Origin of the sequence: Silicimonas lutimaris (assembly GCF_047314965.1) — a bacterium.
Classification (GTDB): Bacteria; Pseudomonadota; Alphaproteobacteria; order Rhodobacterales; family Rhodobacteraceae; genus JAVJUV01.
In genome coordinates this window covers 23,360-39,961 of sequence record NZ_JBLBVK010000058.1, presented here as the reverse complement: position 1 = coordinate 39,961, position 16,602 = coordinate 23,360, and the positions used below count along the sequence as shown (strand labels likewise).

Genomic DNA, 16,602 nt, shown 5'->3' with positions numbered 1-16,602 from the left:
GGTCCTGGAAGGTTTCCTTCCGAGCGGAGGGGAAGAACGGTGTCGAGTTGCAGAACCGCCGCCCTACCGGGTTTCGTTCCGGGCATGTGAGTTGATCCACTCAACACCGGCTTCGGGATCGTCAGTCAGCAAGACGATGTCCAGTCTCTCCTCATCGATCAGACGCGCCTTGCTCATTTCTCCGCGCAGCAGGTCTTCGAACGGCTTGAAAAAAGCGCTATTCATGACGACGACTGGAAATCGCTTCAGCTTTCCGGTCTGAATCAGGGTGGCGACTTCAAAGGCCTCGTCCAGGGTGCCGTAGCCTCCGGGCAGAATGACGAATGCACAGGAATACTTGATGAGCATCAGCTTCCGTATGAAGAAGTGCTCGAACTCCACGAAATCGTCCAGATAGTCATTTGGCTTCTGCTCGTGCGGAAGACGGATATTGCAGCCGACGCTGTATCCGCCGGCTTCCTTGGCGCCTCGGTTGGCAGCCTCCATGAGCCCGGGCCCCCCGCCCGTCATGACCGAATAGCCGGCACGGGCCAGCGCAGCCCCCATGTTGCGCGCAATCTCGTAAGAAGGATCGCCTTCGGGAATTCGCGCAGACCCGAAGATCGTGACACATGGTTCTGGCACCTCGAGCCTTTCAAAGCCACGCAGCAGTTCAAGGAACATTCCGACGGCGGCCTCGACATCCTGGGAACGCTGGCCCCTGCCCTGGAGGAACGAAGATTCCGCGCCCTGGATAAGGCTGAGCAGCGTTCCATCACCTTTGTCATTTTTCGCGGCCATCTCTGCCATCTCACGAAAGGGTCACCCTTTCAGGGTCAACCGGGAGGTCCAGCGTAACCATGACGCAGATCAACTCTTCGGAGCTTGCTGCACATGCGAAGCACTCAGGCATATTGGCAGGATCGACGGTCTGGCAAGGCCTTGATCGAGGTCATTCTTGCGGAACGGTCAAGCAACTAGCCTTGCAGCTAGAATGTGAACCGACCTGACCCCATAATCCGGTGGAGTTCGTTTTGCTGCATGCGTTTTCGATATGGGTCCGAAGTCGACGCGAGCTTGAGCGCGTTGTGATTGCCGCGGGCATTGGCACGGTCCTGGCATGGCTGACTTACGAGATCATCTACCTCATCAATCCATTTGAACCGCGTGCCACCACCAGTTGGACCGCCGCGTTTCTGATAGGAATATTCCGGCAGCACCACCTGCATCGAACTCTTGCATTCTACAAATCCACACGAAGCTATTCCGGATCGCTTTCCCGCGAAGCGGCAGCGGCGCTTCTGATCCTAATCATTGGGATTTTCCTCAACTTCTGGCTCACCAATCATTGGGACATCCATCACCGCGCCGCGTGGGGCATCTGCCTGGTCAGCGTTGCAATGCTTGAATACGGGCTGATGAAATTCTTTGTCTTCCGCGTTCCGGATACTGAGAGCTGGAAATGACCAAGCGTGGCGCATCCCGTTTTCTGGACGTGGGCCCGCTGGCAAGGCTCTATGCAAAGAGCCGCCTCGCACAAATTGGCAGGCTGGATCCCGGTGAAAGCCAGGAGGAAACGCTTTTGAACCTTGTTGCAAAGGCGAAAGCGACGAAGTTCGGCGCGGCGTATGCATTTTGGGACATCCGCTCGTCCCGTGACTACCAGGCGCGCGTAGGCCTCCGTCATTATGAGGATTTCTGGAGGGATTGGTGGGAGGCCGATTATCCATCATTGGTCGATGTCACCTGGCCGGGCAAAATACCTTTCTTCGCCGAAACTTCTGGAACAACTACGGGAGAGTCCAAACATATCCCCTACACGCCAGCGATGCGCCGCGCCGCTGCCAAGGGCTTTCTCGATTTGCTTTGCTTCCACTTTGCCCGAAAGCCGGACAGCAAGGTCCTTGGCGGGGCCGTGCTGGCCCTGACCGGACCCAAAAGCCTTGAACGAAAAACGGACCACACAATGTCCGGCGCGGTCAGCGCGATCACGATAGGCGCGATCCCGGGCTTTCTTGAGCGCCGTGTTCTCCCTCCCGCTGAGATTGCGAATATAGAGAACTGGAACGAAAAGATCGAAAAACTCGCCCGGATTGCTCCGTCAGAGGATGTCCGGTTCCTTGGCGGGTCGCCCAATTGGATGCTGATCTTTTTCGAGGAACTTGCCCGCCAACATGGGGGAGACACGCTTGCTGACTGGTTCCCCAATCTGGAACTCGTCGTGCATGGCGGCATCAATTTTTCCCCTTATCGTGATCGCTTCGCTGCGCTTCTTGCGGGCACTCATGCGGAAACACGCGAGATGTATTCGGCAAGCGAGGGAGTTTTCGCCGTTGCCGATCGCGGGGATGGAGAGGGGCTACGCCTTATTCTGGATGGGACGGTGTTCTTCGAATTCGTGCCGGTCAGTGAACTGGGAGCATCATCACCACGCAGGTTCACGGCGGCGCAAGTCGCACGAGGACAGGACTATGCAGTCGCCATTTCGACGGCCGCGGGCCTTTGGTCATATCTCGTGGGAGATGTCGTCAGGTTCGTCGACCTTGATCCCCCGCGTGTCGTCGTTGTCGGTCGTGTCGGCAACGCACTGTCGGAGTTTGGAGAGCATCTGATCGAGTCCGAAATCGCAGAGGCCATATCTCGCGCTGCAAAGGCTCTCGGCTTGCACATCCAGGACTATTGCGTCGGCGCCGTTCACAAGGACGTGGGCGGTCATCATCGTTATCTCATAGAAACGAAGGGAGGCACCGGGACCGGGATACCCGATCGATTTGCGGAACTTTTGGACCAGAGCCTGGAAAGCCGCAATACGGATTACAGGGAGCTTCGCCGTGACGATGCTGCCGTGAGCGCACCGGAGGTCATGCTCCTGAAATCTGGTGCGTTCCAGGAATGGATGCGGGTTCGGCGAAAGCTTGGCGGGCAGAACAAGCTGCCACATATCGTCAAGGACCGCGCCCTTTTCTCGGACATTGATACTTTCGTGCGACGTTCCGACATGGCCGGGGAAGAGGCATGACAGATTCCGAAGTCCTCTGGCGCGGCGAAAATCTTGGCCAGATCATCAGCCGAACGTCGGAGCCGACCGAGCAAACGCTTTCCATTCTCGATGCGACGGTTTGGGGAAGTCGCGACACGCGTTACCGCGTTCTTGGAATCGGCGAGAAGCTTGCCAGGATGCGCGATCCGAGCTTCTTCGTCCTTGCAGAGAAAGGCGTCGAGCAATGCGTATTCGTGCTGGATCACTGCATAAAGCATATCGGCGGCCAGCCTTGCGGCGCCTACCACTTCGTGATGGCGGCGACGCTTCCGGACCGCCGGGATCAGGGCTTTGCAACGCGCATGATCGATGTCATCCGACCTTATGCGGAAAGAACTGTCGGGCGGCCCGGTTTCGGATTCGCCTATGTGGAAGCAACCACGGAGATTTCGTTGAAACTCTCCGAACACACGGGACACGCCGTCGAAGCGGACGTACCACTGCAATTGTTCAGCCGACTCAAACCGCGCCTGTCCAGCTCGGTGGGCACGATCCGCGAGGACGAACATCAAGGTATCCTGCTAGGACTCAAACAGCTTTATGCGGACCATGAGCTTGCGGATTTCGACCTGTCCTTCTTCCCTGGCGAGACACGCGTGTTCCGGCGCAACGGAGAGATCACGGCCTCGGCGCAAGCTGAAATCCTCAACTGGCAGATCCTTTCAATGCCGGGACTGTCCGGCAGGCTACTTCTGGACGCCCTGCCCAGTATTCCCGGTTGGAACAGAATTCTTGATCTGCAAGACCTGAAAGTTGTTCGATTTGGCAACATCTACTTTCAAGAAGGCAGGGCAGCGGATTTCTTTTCTCTTGCCGAGGCGTGTCTCGCCGAAAACAATACGCGGGTGGGTCTGGTGATGCTTGACAAAAGAAGCCCCGTTCTTCGCGCCCTTAAACAGGCCGGCGGATTTGGGCTTTTGTCCCGTGCCATGGCGGGTAGCGCGAAACTGCGTATCGACACGGTTTTTATGGACGATGACTTGCTGACGACGCTTAGGACGAAGCCCCTTCTGATCAGTCCGGCCGATGTCTTCTGACCGCCTTATCCAACGATACGGCGCGCAATGCCTGCCGGCACGAACTTGAAGAAAACCGCCGTCGCCTTGTTGAAAAGGCCAGGAATGCATACCGGCCGGTTTCGATCCACCGCGTGGAGAGTATCGGCAGCGACCTGTCCCGGTGACGTCCAGAGCCATTTGGGCACGGCCACGGATTCGACTGTTCCCCCTGCGGCCTTCTGAAAGTTGGTCTCGGTGAAGCCGGGACAAACAGCAATGACCCGGACACCGGCAGGTTCCATCTCGGCTCGAAACGCCAGCGAGAACTGATAGAGAAACGACTTCACGGGATAGTAGAGCGTACCTCCGGCATGGGGCGGAAGGAGGGCCGACAGGGACGATATGTTGACAATCGTCCCCTCACCGCTTTCCGCCATGAGAGGGCCGAAGAGGTAACAGAGGCGAACCGGCGCGGTCGCCATCACCTCTATGCAATCGCGGTGCCGCTGCCAGTTCACATCGCACAGATTGCCTGGAACACCGAAGCCCGCGTTGTTCACCAGCGCACTGATCCTGATTGCGTTCTTTCTGACAAATTCTATCAGCCGATCCGGTGTTTCGGGCAGAGCCAGATCGGCCGCGAATGTCAGGACCTCGATGTGGTAGCGTGCGGACAGTTCTGCAGCGAGTTGCCCAAGTTGTTCCTCGCGACGAGCGACCGCCAGTATCCCGTACCCGCGCGAAGCAAAGGCCTCGGCAAAGGCCTTGCCGATACCGGACGAGGCACCGGTGATCAGCGCGAACCGGTGGTCTGGCGCGTCAGCCATGAAAGCCTCCTCAGAATTTCAGCAGTTTCTTCACTTCGGCGAGGCACGAGAGCAGGTAGTCGATCTGCTGTCTCTCGTGCTGGCAAGTCATGACGAAACGTATGCGCGCACGGCCCAGCGGAACGGCTGGATAACGCGCATGCGGGGCGATAATGCCGCGGTGACGCAGGAGCTTGGTCACCTCGCCCGCCGCCAGTTCGTTGCCGATGAGCGTCGGCACGATATGCGCTTCGCTTCCAACGGTGTCGTAGCCCAGCGCCTGCACTTCCCGCCGGAAGTAGTGAGCGTTCTCCAGTGATTTCTCGCGTCTCCAGGATTCCCGGTCGGCGATATCTATGGCTTCTGCGACCCCTGCGGCGATGGCAGGCGGCAATGGCGCGGAGAAAATGTACGAACGCGCCGTAATGCGGAGGAAATCGATCAGGTCCCTATCACCTGAAACGTACCCTCCTATGCCCCCAAAAGCCTTGGTGAATGTCCCCATCTGCAAATCCACGCGAGACGTGCTTACGCCGTGATGATCAAGGCTGCCGCGCCCGTTCGGACCCAGCATGCCGACCCCGTGGGCGTCGTCGATCATCAGCAAGGCGCCGTTCTTTTCGGCCAGATCGGCAAGCTGGGGGATGGGTGCGATATCTCCATCCATACTGAAGACACCGTCGCTGATGATGAATTTCGACCTCGCTCCAGATGCCTCCAGAAGCTTTGAAAGCTGATCGGTATCCTTGTGGCCGAAGCGGCTGACCCGGGCCTTGGCCAGTCTGACGCCATCCACGAGACTTGCGTGGTTCAATTCTTCGCTGAAGATTTCCCAACCATCGAAACCCGCCATTTCCTCTCGGGTAGGTTGCTTGCCGCCCAGATGCGCCTTCGCGATCGCTTCGAGGAAATCGACCTTCATCAAGGCCGGAACAGTGCCGACATTCGCCATGTAGCCCGTGGCGAAACAGATGGCGTCCTCCTGGCCGACGTACTCGGCAATCCGTTGCTCCAGAGCGCGGTGAACATCGATGTTCGCAGCCATCTGCCGAGAGCCGCCGGAGCCAAGACCATAGCGGTCCAGAGCCTTGATCGCCGCCTCTTTCACGTCGGGATGGTTCGACAGACCAAGCAGGTTGTTCGAGCAAAACAACAGGTGGTCACGACCATCGACCCAGATCACAGGTTCGGTTGTCGCGCTGTTGACGATGGGGTTGTTCGGATACAGCAGGTGCTTCTTCGTCAAAGCGACAAGTGATGCGATCCGAGCGGCTGGATGAGTGTCTGGTTTGGTCATGGCGGCCATCCTGTATCGGAGAGAACACGCTCAATGTATTCCAGGATACGCATCAAAAGATTGATATGTGTCATTCGACGTCAAACGCGGAAAACGCGGCAAAAACCGTTTCGGGCATTTCCCGCAATGTCCTGAGACGTTTGTTTCGGTCGTGCGAGGCGTTTGGTCGGAATGGTCCGCTTGGCTACTCCACAGCTACATCAAACTCGAATTCGCCTTTGGCGCCAGACTTCTCCACAAGCCGAAGAAGTATACTCGTTGCTTCGCCGAACTCGACGGACGCGGAGGCCAGCGGATTGTCCATCTCCGCAAGCGCATCTCCGCTCTTGTCGAAAACGATCAGAACGCTGCCTTCCGGAATCGACCTGACGGAAACCGTCAAGACCGTTCCGGCTGCGACGTCGAGGCTGTAATCGCGAACGGCCGCAGGTTACAAAACTCCGTTCACTCTGCCTGGAGTTGCGGCCTCCGTACTGTTGGCCGCCACCGCGGGGCTTAGCAGCGCGACAGGATCGGCACCGGAATACGGACGCAGGAGTTGCGCCGATGTCCAACCTGCAACGCCGCCAGCTACGGTCTCGACCTCGCACCAGCCTTGTCCGACGTACATTCCGCACCCGATGTTCCGCAAGATCGTTCCATCGGCAAAGCGGGTCACCCGGCTTGCCTCCTCAGATGGCTCCATCCGAAGATTGGCGGCATCGTCGGTATCCACAACGACATAGCGGGTGCCGGGAAGGGGAAGCTGATCCTGTGCAAAAGCAAGCGCGGGCCCGACGAGCATAGCCAAGAGGGCGATCGCACCCTTCCTCATGGCCGCACCGGACGCGCTGCGGGTGCCGGAGATGTCAGCAACTCGCCGCTCATTATCACAAAATCGTCCCCGGATCGCCGATCAGGCGTAGCGGCCAGTTCGGAGACAATGAATGTCAGACCCGGGTGCAGCCTTTCCCGAAGATGCTGGTTCACAGAACTGGCCAGCCGCAGTCGGTTCAGAACCTGTTCTTCCGGCCAGAGCGGATGGGACGGATCGGGATGGTGGGTCACGCCCGTCCAGTGCAGGCCTCCGTTTCGCTCCGATTGCAACACCAGGACGTGTTCTCCAACCGGGCCGTCTCCCACAAACAGGGCTTCGTCCTCTATCACTTCTCGGCCGTCTTCCATGACGACAATTCTGCCATCGGCCCTGGTCGCAAGAACCGTGGTGATCGGATGTGGAGGCTTTGCCTCCCAATCCGAGGGCTTCTGCCGATCTTTCAGGTTGGCCACCGCGTGTTCCAACTCCGCTTCATCGAAACTCGCAAGGACCAACCCCGGATGCACAAGTTCCCAAGGGTCCGAACGGGCGCCAGCGATGATGACGGGGGTTCCAACGTGCGTCACCGTGAACAGCAGCCGCGAGAATTCCAGCGGAAGTCGCACACAGCCATGCGAAGCGGGATAGCCGGGCAGATTGCCGGCATGGAGCGCGATGCCGTCCCAGGTCAGGCGGTTCATGTTTGGCATCGGCGCTCCGCCGTAGGTCGAGGACCGATGATCCGCATCTTTCTGGAGGACTGTGAAAACACCCGTCGGCGTTTCGTGCCCCGGCTTTCCGGTCGAACAGGTAGATACTGCGATGCGCACGCCGTTGCGGTAGACATGGACCCGTTGCTCGGGGATCGAAGCAATAACAGCAACCGCACCCTCGGGCGACCGTTCCGGGTGCCAGGTAAAGTCGCCGGGCAGCATGTCATTCACATCAATGCGGGCTTCCTCGGCGAAGAGGGCGCTTGCGCCGATTGCGGCAGCGCCACCGAAGAGCGCGGTGCGGCGGCTTATCGGAGAAATCATTGTACGCAAACCTCCCAGCGTTCGTTGCCAACCGATCCATTTTCGAGCTGCGAAGGGGGCAAAAGATCAGGCTCCTCCCGTCAGCTGACCAACTTTTTCCGGAGCATAGCGAACGGCGTCAAGCCGGCCTTTCGAAACCGGGCGGCAAACTGATGATTGTGCCGGGGGTCGATGGTCCTCACGCACCCGGCTATTCGGCATGAGGTCACATTGTTATCCAGTCGCACTCTCGCTACTTGCGCGAGATCAAGTCGCCAAAGTCTTTTCTTTGTTAATTTATCAATTGTCCTTTCCTGACGAGAAGGGGAAATCGCATCGTATGCGCTGCGTCATTGATCCCGTTGAAGAGGCACGAGGAGAATGACTGACAGTTCAAATTATCAAAGGAACGCGGCCAAGCGCGGAACGGCTGCGTCCGCATTTTCGAAATCACATCGGGTCCGTCCATGAAGTTCCTTGTGACAGGCGGCTCCGGGTTTCTTGGGATTAATCTCATTCGGCATCTACTCGCGCGCGATATGACGGTGCGAAGTCTGGATATCGTGCCGTTTGTCTATCCCGAAACAGATGAAATCGACCATATCAACGCTGATATCCGGGACGGCAAAACCCTGCGTACTGCACTGGAGGGCATTGACGTCGTCGTCCACGGCGCCGCCGCGCTGCCGCTGTATCGGCCTGAAGAAATTCTGGATGTCGATGTGAACGGCACTCGGGAGCTGCTCGAAGCAGCCGTAGATACCGGCGTCAAACGCATCGTGCACATTTCGTCGACTGCGGTGTATGGCGTGCCTGACCACCACCCACTTGTCGAGAATGATCCCATGACGGGCGTCGGTCCGTATGGGGAGGCGAAAGTGCGGGCCGAGCAAATTTGCGCGGAGTACCGCGACCGTGGACTCTGTTTGTGCATTTTGCGCCCAAAATCATTTGTTGGACCGGAACGTCTGGGGATTTTCGAACTGCTTTTCGAGTTCGCGAGCCAAGGCCGAAATTTTCCAGTGCTTGGCACAGGATCAAACCGGTACCAACTCCTTGATGTCGAGGACCTGTGTTCCGCGATTTTCATTGGGGCGACCGGTCCCGCAGACCAGGCAAACGATGTCTTCAATGTGGGTGCGGCCGAGTTCGGCACGATCCGAGACGATTTTCAGGCGGTGCTTGACCGTGCGGGTTTCGGGAAGCGCATTGTGTCGCTGCCTGCGAAGCCGACCAGAGTCGCATTGCGTATCCTGGAGACCATGAGGCTGTCGCCGATTTATCCCTGGATATACGAAACAGTCGCTCGCGACAGTTACGTGTCGATCGACAAGATCCGGACGAAACTCGGCTTCAGCCCTCGATATTCCAACCGCGATGCGTTGGTACGAAACTATGACTGGTATGTCGCAAACCGTCACAGGATTTCCGCCGCCGCCGGCACAAGCCATCGCGTGCCCTGGAAACGCGGAGCGTTGCGACTGGCAGAAATGTTCTTCTAGGCAGGAGAGGATTCGATGAATTTCTCGATCTCAAGTGCCGCGGTCTATCTCGCGGCGATTGCCATACAATCCGGCATGGCCTTGGGGGCCGACTATCCTGCGCCTCCGGATCAGTGGGAAGAATACAATTCCGCAACCCGCAAGACCATTATTGAGCTACAGCCTTACCGCCAAGAACAAAGCGCTGATCTTGCCAACGGCGACACCGTCGCATTGATCAATCTGAACCCCAACACCAACGCAACCTTCGTCCTTTGGGTTGGAAATGAAGCGTATCACATCGACAACCCAGAACCGCTTTTCCAGCGGTTGGCGCTCGAAGGGAGCGCATCACCTGATTTGCGCATTGCCGGGCCGGAAGGTGAGACTGTCTGCCGTCTTAGGACGGCGGGGATGAGTGCTCTCTCCGATGCAAAAAAAACAGGGCTGCCTTTCGCGCCGATTTGCGAAGGCAAGCTATTTCTCAGAAATGCGGTTTCGGGCTCGCGAACCAGTATTGAACGCGTGACGGATTTCCTGAGGGATCACGTCTGGAACGGTGAAGAGATCGTCCGCCTGGTTCGGGATTCCCTGTATAGCGACGAATACGCCACTTTTTCCGAATTGAGTGACGGTGAGGATGCGGCCTGCATCGAAACCGGACCGTGTCCGGCAGAGATCGATGAGCGTTTCGAAGAGAGCGCGATCTCCCCCATTGGGTTTGGCATCGCTTTCGCGAACCGAGATCAAAAGGATATGCGGCCTGGAGCCTGGTATGCCGCGGCGGGTTTTGAGGGTGTCTTCGTCAGCGCGATTCAGCCCAGAACAATTAGTCAAAACATCCTGACTAGCCCTGGACCGGTCAATGCGCTCGACAGCATCGAAGGAAAGGCCGTCGACTACTTCGTGGCCTTCGATCTTGAACGGTATGGGCTGGGATTCGCGCTTGGAACAGATCATCCGCGACTGGATTGGTCGCCACGTCCTCAGCAATCAGCCCGCATTCAAGGCCTGCCCGGACCTGACGGCATCTCCGACGCCCGACCGCTGGTCCGCACCGGCATGGTCAGTCCGGACTACGCCGCGCATACCATCGCAACTTTCACGGCCGGTTTCAAACGTGCCCACGGCGCCTTCAAGTATGGCGACTACGCGACAATCGACACCGGAAAGCACTACGGCTTCATCGAGAAAGGCGTGATCTACAGCAAGCTGAAGTCAGGGCTCTCGACGCTTTACGTGCTGAAAGATGGAAGTGTCGAAATGAAAACCTGGACAGCCGAAGACGACAGGTTGTTGCCGGACATCATGTTTGCGCGGCAGAATGGCGTTCCGCTGGTTGAGACCGATCCATCGACCGGGAAGCCGGTGCCAGGAGAACGGGTCAACCAATGGGGCCCGGGAAACTGGTCGGGAAGCGCAAATGCGGAACTCCGCACGCTGCGCGCCGGGGCCTGCCTGCAGAACTGGCTTGGGAGACGGTTCCTCGTCTATGGTTATTTTTCTACCGCGACGCCCTCTGCCATGGCGCGCACATTCCAAGCATACAACTGCTCGCACGCGATGCTTCTCGACATGAATGCTCTCGAACACACCTATCTCGCGCTATACCCCAGCGCGGAAGGCGCAATGCAAGTTGAGCACCTGATCTCCGGCATGTCGGAACTCGACAAGTCCGCCTCGGGAGGGACGGTGATCCCCCGCTTCCTGGGCTTTCCAGACAATAGGGACCTTTTTTTCGTTTATGAACGGAGGAAAGCGCAATGATCCGCGCCACTTTTGTCCTTCTCGCACTCTGGTTTGCGATGCCGGTGGGTGCGCAATCTTCGCTTCAGGAACAGAACGAGTTGCTGTTCAGCCAGATAAGAAAAGTGCATGGGCTCTCCGCGGCACAGATCGAGCAGCTACGGAAAATCTTTTCACAGTCCGGCTTTGCCGGCCAAGGCAATCCTTCTGTCGCGCGGCACCCGATGACCGTGGCGGAATGCAAGGCCCGCGCTCCAGGTGGCGGAGACGGCTATGCAAGTAGAGAGAACGAGCGGATTTGCGGTGCGAAATTCATGGCTCCGCTGTTCGATCCGAGAAGAGAGAAAGCGCGTGATGCCAGAGCATGCATCGATCAGTTCGAGTTTCCGAACATCCCATGCACCTACCCGGTAGTCTGGGTCCGTGCAAATGAGGCCGCGCAGATCTGTGCACTGCAAGGCAAGCGCCTTTGCGACGCGCACGAATGGGAAGGTGCCTGTGCAGGAGCTTTGCAAGAGCCCGACTACACCTTCGGGATTTCGCAGGGTGCTGTCTCGTCGGTTGCCAAAGCGCACAATCGGACGAACGAAGCCGACAAGTCCTGGGCCTATGGCAATTCGTACAGGAAAGGTATTTGCGCTGCAGCCAGCCAGAAAAGCCCCGGCTGTGGGGGTGGAGGCTGGAATGCCTGCGGTTCGAACACGTACCCGACCGGAGCATTCCCCGAATGCCGCAGCACCTTGGGCGTCTATGACCAACACGGAAACGCCGCCGAGCACATGAACCTGCCGCTTACCCCCGACCAGATGTCGAGTGCCGGTAGCAAACGGCTGGGAGTTACCGAAATGAAAGGAAGCTGGTTCATCTTCGATCGCTACTACGCCCATCAGGATTGGTGCCGGTGGCGCGCTCCGTTCTGGCACGGAAGCAGAGTGATGTCAGCGAACAGCCACTCGAACTACCACCTGGGCTTCAGATGCTGCAAGACAGTGGACTAAGCTGAATCTTCAGCGAAGCGAGTGGAGCAATTTCTCCGGTGCAGGAATGGCACCTTCGCTGCTGACGATTGGCGCCAGAACGGGATCCTGGAGGATGTCGGCCAAGTTCCTTGGCTCCCCGTTAATATAGGCGCGAGAAGACACGAGCCGCACACCGTGGCTGTAATCGGCATATTGTGCACCGTGCACGGTGCTGAGAGGTTGTATCGGAGCCCCGTTTTCTCGGTGCCATCCATAGATTGCTACTCGACCGGGCTTGGAGCGGAGGCGGTTGGACAAAACAATGTCCTTCTTTTGGCCTGCTGTCAGGGCTAGGCGGCCTGATTTGGAACGAGTGAGTTGTTCGTTCACGGTCTGGTTGTGACGCCAGAAATAGCTGGTCGATTCCATTTCGGCAGTGGGAGGCATGGGCTTCGGGGTTAACCGAAGACCGGCCTGTGCATAAATCGCGTCTACCATTCTGGTTGTGGGCAGGAGGAAGCCGATTGCATCAGCGATACCGGCCGCGGCCGAAAGCCCCATAGGAACGCGTACGAAGTCTTCGTCACCCCCGACCGCGAGATAGTCCGGTGTCACACATATGGTAACATTTACTTGCTGATCGCCGACTGCTGTTCCGCGAAGCGTGACAGGAACCAAAACACGAAGAAAATCGGGGATATTACCGGAGAGCACCTGCTCCTTTACGACGCGGTCACGCGCCACGCCATTGAGCCTCTGGATTTCGTGGACAAAGGAGCTTCCGGATTGCGAGTTGCGAAGACGTTTTGGAAACGCGTTAACGGCCTCAAGCGCACAGAATGCATTCACATTTGCGGCTCCTGCAGCTGGGGCTGCACCTGAATGCGCAACTGAAATAAGGCCCAAAAGGCACGCAAGCAGCGTCTTTCGCGACATAGTATCCCTCATTCCTTGGGGAATGTCGCTATCACGGTAGAAGCACTTGAAATAGGCGCTACAGATCAGACAGGCGGAACTTTGCCAGTGCCGCTGTTCGCTGCCGGTCCACGGCAACTCATACGACATCGGCGTATTCCAAGAAACAGCCCTTCCTTGGGGTCCGTGTATGGACCCGGCTTTTGAAGAACCGGCGATTGGCCACGAGTGTGCATTTCGCGCCGGTCGTGGCTCGAACCGTCCTTTCAGCGCCCTCACCTTCTGTACCTAGTTCGCCACTTTATCCCGGTACATCCGAAAGGATAGCCGGGCGCTACGAAAGACGGCGAGACAGTCCTTCCGAGCCAATGAATCGGAACCGTGAATGAACTATGACGCTCCCGATCGGTCGGGTCCAAATCCGGACGCGCCCGGCGATTTTCGAACGAGCCAGAAATCAAGTGCAGGGCAAAAAGCTGGACCCGGCGTGACGAGCAACCAGAGAGAACGCTTTTCCACGCCTCACCGCTAATTCCGTGTGAAATCAGGAAAGTAAACGTCAGAATGGATAACCTTCTTCAGGATGTCGACCAGAAGCTCACCTTCGATCAGTATGCCGTATCGGACTATTGGGCCGGCGATTTCGACGAAGACGGCAACCCTGTTCTGTCTACGTCCGTGGAAACCGTTCTGGGCGTTTCTTATGAACTTGAGTTCAATCTGGCAGCCAACCTGTCTGCCGACGTCGAAAGCGTGACCGTCGAGGTTTTTTTCGATGGCGAAAGCATCGGAAGCTTTACCCACGAGGGTGCCGTTTTCGAGACCTACACATTTGGTCTTACGGGCACCGGCGATCTGTCGGACCTGGAATTCCGCGTAACCAGCATCACCCTGACGTCCGACAGTCTGATCGACACGTCTGGAGTTATCCCTTCCTATTCCAAAACCATGACCTTTCTCGGCAACCAGGTCGCAGTCGACGCGTTCGCTCCGGGGCAGAACTACATCTATCAGGTTCTGAACGGGCAGCTTGTAATGTTCGATTTGGAGACAAGCAGCTACACTGAAACCGAGACGCCCGCCGCCGTGAACGTAAACGCGATCGGATACTCCGTAGAAGATGACCTTATCTATGGGATAGCGCGGTCGGACGGCGTTGATGCCGTGGGAAATACCATTTCGAACAACGACATCATCGCCATGGATGCAACAGGAGCAACCTATGTCGTGTCGTCAGGTGTCATGGGCTCCTACATCGGCGACATGGACGACAAGGGAAATTTGTGGATTTTCACCGGCAGTCTGACCACTGCAGTCGTCTACGATTTGTCAGAAACCAATCCAGACGGAACGCTGGTTTCGCAGACAGTTTCCCTGCCTTCTCTTGGCATTCCGACAAATGGTCTTGCCGATCTTGCCTATCATGCCGAAACACAAACCTTCTATGGCGTTGCGCATAGCGGTGCGACCGGACTGCCCGGGTTCTTGGTGTCGATTGACGTTTCGGCCGTCCACCTTGGTGGAGAAGCGGTCGTAACGACTCAAACTATCGCCGGGACGATTGTAGATGGTGTGGTCAAGACAGGCATACCTTCCGGGGCCTTCGGAGCAACGATCGTGGATGGCGACGGCAACGTCTATGTTGGGGCGAATAACACCAACCATGACCTTGATTCCTCCACTCCGAATTCCGGCGGGTTCTACAAGATCACGACCGGCACGGACGGGGCTCTCTACATGGAGTTGCTGGCGGATGCTCCGAAAGTCTCGAGCAACGATGGAGCGATGGACACCCGCGGCGTGGATCCATTCCTTGGCATCGACGATTCATCGGCCGTTTTGCTGCGGATGCCGGAACTTTCGGTAGCCATTGCCGAAGACGACTTCGTCGAACTCGCGGCTAAGGGAGATGAATTCACAATCAATCTCCTGGAAAATGACAAGGTGAATGACGGCGACAGCCTGACGGTGACCCACCTGAACGGTCTGGAAGTCGTGCCCGGTACCGAGCTTACGCTGTCGAACGGAGAAACGGTCAGGTACCTTGGCGGCGGCCTTGTTGCGATCTTGCCCGCCAGTGCTCCGAGCGATGTAACAGCAGAACTCACTTACACCATCCAGAATACGAGTGGCGTGACCGACACCGCCACTCTGACCATCAAAACTTCACCTGTTCAGGGCACGGCTGGCAACGACCAGATGGTCGGTTTTGCGGACGCGGACGGGACGCATATCGACGGACCCGATGGCTTTAATGACATCATTCTTGGCTATGGCGGTAATGACAAGATTTTCGCAGGCCTGGGTAACGACGAAGTTTTCGGAGGGGCTGGGGCAGGTTTTATCCGGGGAGAGGCCGGCGATGACCTGATTTACGGAGAAGCCGACAATGACGTTCTGGATGGAGGAAGCGGTGCGGACCGGATGTATGGAGGCATCGGAAACGACACGTACTTCGTAGATAATGCAGGCGATATCGTTTCGGAAACAGGTGGCGGCGGCACTGATACAGTCAAGTCAAAGATCGACTTCACGCTTGGTGACGGCCTCGAGAACCTTTGGCTGGACAAGGGCTCAAGCGCGACTGTGGGAACAGGCAATGCTCTTGGCAATATTATTGTAGGAAACGAAAGGGCCAACTGGCTTAGTGGCGAAGCTGGTAACGACAACCTGATCGGAGGCGACGGCGACGACGTCCTTAACGGCGGAATTGGCAATGACCAACTGCACGGCGACGACGGTGCAGACACGCTTAGCGGTGGCGCAGGGAATGACAAGTTGCACGGTGGCCAGGGGGATGACATCACCTACGGCGATGATGGCGACGACACGCTCTGTCCCGGAGAAGGCGATGACGTCATGTATGGCGGCGCTGGTCGTGATCTGCTGTCCGGCGGTGACGGGGCCGACATCGCCTACGGAGGTCAGGGCGATGATACATACAAGATCACAGACTCTTTGGATACGATAATCGAATATACCGGAGAGGGCCACGATGTGGTTCATGCATCTGCGGATTTTGAACTCTCAGAGAATGTCGAGGATTTGATGTTTCTCGATACCGGCGATTTTGCCGGCACCGGAAACTCGGCTGCAAATCGGCTGACGGGAAATGCCGGGAACAACAGATTGTCCGGGGCTGGAGGCGACGACCATATCGATGGTGCGGCGGGTGACGACGAACTCGTCGGCGGCAGCGGGTCGGACAAGCTGTTCGGAGGCGCGGGCAACGACCAAATGCGCGGTGATGATGGCCAAGACACATTGGCCGGCGGCGACGGAAACGATGTGCTCATCGGAGGAGCCGGAGACGATTTCCTGTGTGGAGACGCTGGTGCGGACATTTTCGTTTTCCAGACAGGCGACGGCGCGGACCTGATCAAAGGGTTCGATGTCTCGGAGGACAAGCTCCATCTGTCGGGCGTCGACACGAGCGATTGGAGCTGGAGGGACGTTGGAGGCAGCTTGCGCCTGGACTACGGGCTCGATGACTCGATTTTGCTGAGCGGAGTGTCGGGAATCGATCTGGACTCTATTGATCTTTGGATTGTTTGAGACGCCAGGAGAAG

The 16,602-nt window shown here is 57.5% G+C and carries 14 protein-coding genes; 7 read left to right on the top strand and 7 right to left on the bottom strand.

Going from position 1 to position 16,602, the window contains the following annotated elements:
• Positions 1–63: 63 nt before the first annotated feature.
• On the bottom strand, positions 64–780 hold the full coding sequence (locus ACKLNI_RS19825; RefSeq protein WP_413720844.1) for an LOG family protein: 717 nt from the start codon (positions 778–780) through the stop codon (positions 64–66).
• Positions 781–1,067: 287 nt separating this feature from the next.
• On the opposite strand from ACKLNI_RS19825, the gene ACKLNI_RS19820 reads away from it, so the two are divergent.
• Genes ACKLNI_RS19820 through ACKLNI_RS19810 form a run of 3 tightly spaced genes read left to right on the top strand, consistent with a single transcriptional unit; the run spans position 1,068 to position 4,056 of the window.
• Positions 1,068–1,445, top strand: coding sequence for a GtrA family protein (locus ACKLNI_RS19820; protein WP_413720843.1), 378 nt, complete (start codon positions 1,068–1,070; stop codon positions 1,443–1,445).
• Positions 1,442–2,998: a GH3 family acyl-acid amido synthetase gene (locus ACKLNI_RS19815; RefSeq protein ID WP_413720842.1), complete on the top strand. Its 1,557-nt coding sequence runs from the start codon at positions 1,442–1,444 to the stop codon at positions 2,996–2,998. Before ACKLNI_RS19820 ends, ACKLNI_RS19815 begins: the two co-directional genes overlap by 4 nt.
• On the top strand, positions 2,995–4,056 hold the full coding sequence (locus ACKLNI_RS19810) for a hypothetical protein (RefSeq protein ID WP_413720841.1): 1,062 nt from the start codon (positions 2,995–2,997) through the stop codon (positions 4,054–4,056). The genes ACKLNI_RS19815 and ACKLNI_RS19810 overlap by 4 nt, the downstream gene beginning before the upstream one ends.
• 5 nt (positions 4,057–4,061) lie before the next feature.
• Here ACKLNI_RS19810 and ACKLNI_RS19805 read toward each other — a convergent pair whose 3' ends face one another.
• From ACKLNI_RS19805 to ACKLNI_RS19785, 5 genes are all read right to left on the bottom strand, one after another.
• The gene (locus tag ACKLNI_RS19805) at positions 4,062–4,844 is read right to left on the bottom strand and encodes an SDR family NAD(P)-dependent oxidoreductase (RefSeq protein WP_413720840.1); all 783 of its coding nucleotides are present in this window, start codon (positions 4,842–4,844) and stop codon (positions 4,062–4,064) included.
• Positions 4,845–4,854: 10 nt separating this feature from the next.
• Positions 4,855–6,120, bottom strand: a complete 1,266-nt coding sequence (locus ACKLNI_RS19800) for an aminotransferase class I/II-fold pyridoxal phosphate-dependent enzyme (protein WP_413720839.1) — start codon at positions 6,118–6,120, stop codon at positions 4,855–4,857.
• A 184-nt stretch (positions 6,121–6,304) separates the two neighbouring features.
• Positions 6,305–6,502, bottom strand: coding sequence for a hypothetical protein (locus ACKLNI_RS19795; protein WP_413720838.1), 198 nt, complete (start codon positions 6,500–6,502; stop codon positions 6,305–6,307).
• A gap of 48 nt (positions 6,503–6,550) precedes the next feature.
• On the bottom strand, positions 6,551–6,934 hold the full coding sequence (locus tag ACKLNI_RS19790; RefSeq protein ID WP_413720837.1) for an SH3 domain-containing protein: 384 nt from the start codon (positions 6,932–6,934) through the stop codon (positions 6,551–6,553).
• Entirely contained in the window at positions 6,931–7,953 is a 1,023-nt protein-coding gene (locus tag ACKLNI_RS19785) for a L,D-transpeptidase (RefSeq protein ID WP_413720836.1), read from the bottom strand. Before ACKLNI_RS19785 ends, ACKLNI_RS19790 begins: the two co-directional genes overlap by 4 nt.
• A 446-nt stretch (positions 7,954–8,399) precedes the next feature.
• On the opposite strand from ACKLNI_RS19785, the gene ACKLNI_RS19780 reads away from it, so the two are divergent.
• The 3 genes from ACKLNI_RS19780 to ACKLNI_RS19770 are packed head-to-tail and all read left to right on the top strand — an operon-like array spanning position 8,400 to position 12,157.
• The gene (locus tag ACKLNI_RS19780; RefSeq protein ID WP_413720835.1) at positions 8,400–9,434 is read left to right on the top strand and encodes an NAD-dependent epimerase/dehydratase family protein; all 1,035 of its coding nucleotides are present in this window, start codon (positions 8,400–8,402) and stop codon (positions 9,432–9,434) included.
• A gap of 15 nt (positions 9,435–9,449) precedes the next feature.
• Entirely contained in the window at positions 9,450–11,180 is a 1,731-nt protein-coding gene (locus ACKLNI_RS19775) for a hypothetical protein (protein WP_413720834.1), read from the top strand.
• A complete protein-coding gene (locus ACKLNI_RS19770) occupies positions 11,177–12,157 on the top strand; it encodes an SUMF1/EgtB/PvdO family nonheme iron enzyme (RefSeq protein WP_413720833.1) in 981 nt (326 codons plus the stop codon). The genes ACKLNI_RS19775 and ACKLNI_RS19770 overlap by 4 nt, the downstream gene beginning before the upstream one ends.
• 9 nt (positions 12,158–12,166) lie before the next feature.
• On the opposite strand, the gene ACKLNI_RS19765 is transcribed toward ACKLNI_RS19770, so the two are convergent.
• Positions 12,167–13,183 (bottom strand): hypothetical protein, encoded by a 1,017-nt coding sequence (locus ACKLNI_RS19765; RefSeq protein ID WP_413720832.1) that lies wholly within the window; start codon positions 13,181–13,183, stop codon positions 12,167–12,169.
• 414 nt (positions 13,184–13,597) lie between these two features.
• Here ACKLNI_RS19765 and ACKLNI_RS19760 point away from each other — a divergent pair, with 414 nt between their 5' ends.
• Positions 13,598–16,588: a calcium-binding protein gene (locus tag ACKLNI_RS19760; RefSeq protein WP_413720831.1), complete on the top strand. Its 2,991-nt coding sequence runs from the start codon at positions 13,598–13,600 to the stop codon at positions 16,586–16,588.
• Positions 16,589–16,602: the final 14 nt, after the last annotated feature.

Coding starts and splice junctions, on each gene's coding strand:
- ACKLNI_RS19825 (WP_413720844.1), bottom strand. CDS start 780: ATGGCCGCGAAAAATGACAAAGGTGATGGAACGCTGCTCAGCCTTATC.
- ACKLNI_RS19815 (WP_413720842.1), top strand. CDS start 1,442: ATGACCAAGCGTGGCGCATCCCGTTTTCTGGACGTGGGCCCGCTGGCA.
- ACKLNI_RS19810 (WP_413720841.1), top strand. CDS start 2,995: ATGACAGATTCCGAAGTCCTCTGGCGCGGCGAAAATCTTGGCCAGATC.
- ACKLNI_RS19805 (WP_413720840.1), bottom strand. CDS start 4,844: ATGGCTGACGCGCCAGACCACCGGTTCGCGCTGATCACCGGTGCCTCG.
- ACKLNI_RS19800 (WP_413720839.1), bottom strand. CDS start 6,120: ATGACCAAACCAGACACTCATCCAGCCGCTCGGATCGCATCACTTGTC.
- ACKLNI_RS19790 (WP_413720837.1), bottom strand. CDS start 6,934: ATGAGGAAGGGTGCGATCGCCCTCTTGGCTATGCTCGTCGGGCCCGCG.
- ACKLNI_RS19785 (WP_413720836.1), bottom strand. CDS start 7,953: ATGATTTCTCCGATAAGCCGCCGCACCGCGCTCTTCGGTGGCGCTGCC.
- ACKLNI_RS19780 (WP_413720835.1), top strand. CDS start 8,400: ATGAAGTTCCTTGTGACAGGCGGCTCCGGGTTTCTTGGGATTAATCTC.
- ACKLNI_RS19775 (WP_413720834.1), top strand. CDS start 9,450: ATGAATTTCTCGATCTCAAGTGCCGCGGTCTATCTCGCGGCGATTGCC.
- ACKLNI_RS19770 (WP_413720833.1), top strand. CDS start 11,177: ATGATCCGCGCCACTTTTGTCCTTCTCGCACTCTGGTTTGCGATGCCG.
- ACKLNI_RS19765 (WP_413720832.1), bottom strand. CDS start 13,183: ATGTCGTATGAGTTGCCGTGGACCGGCAGCGAACAGCGGCACTGGCAA.
- ACKLNI_RS19760 (WP_413720831.1), top strand. CDS start 13,598: ATGGATAACCTTCTTCAGGATGTCGACCAGAAGCTCACCTTCGATCAG.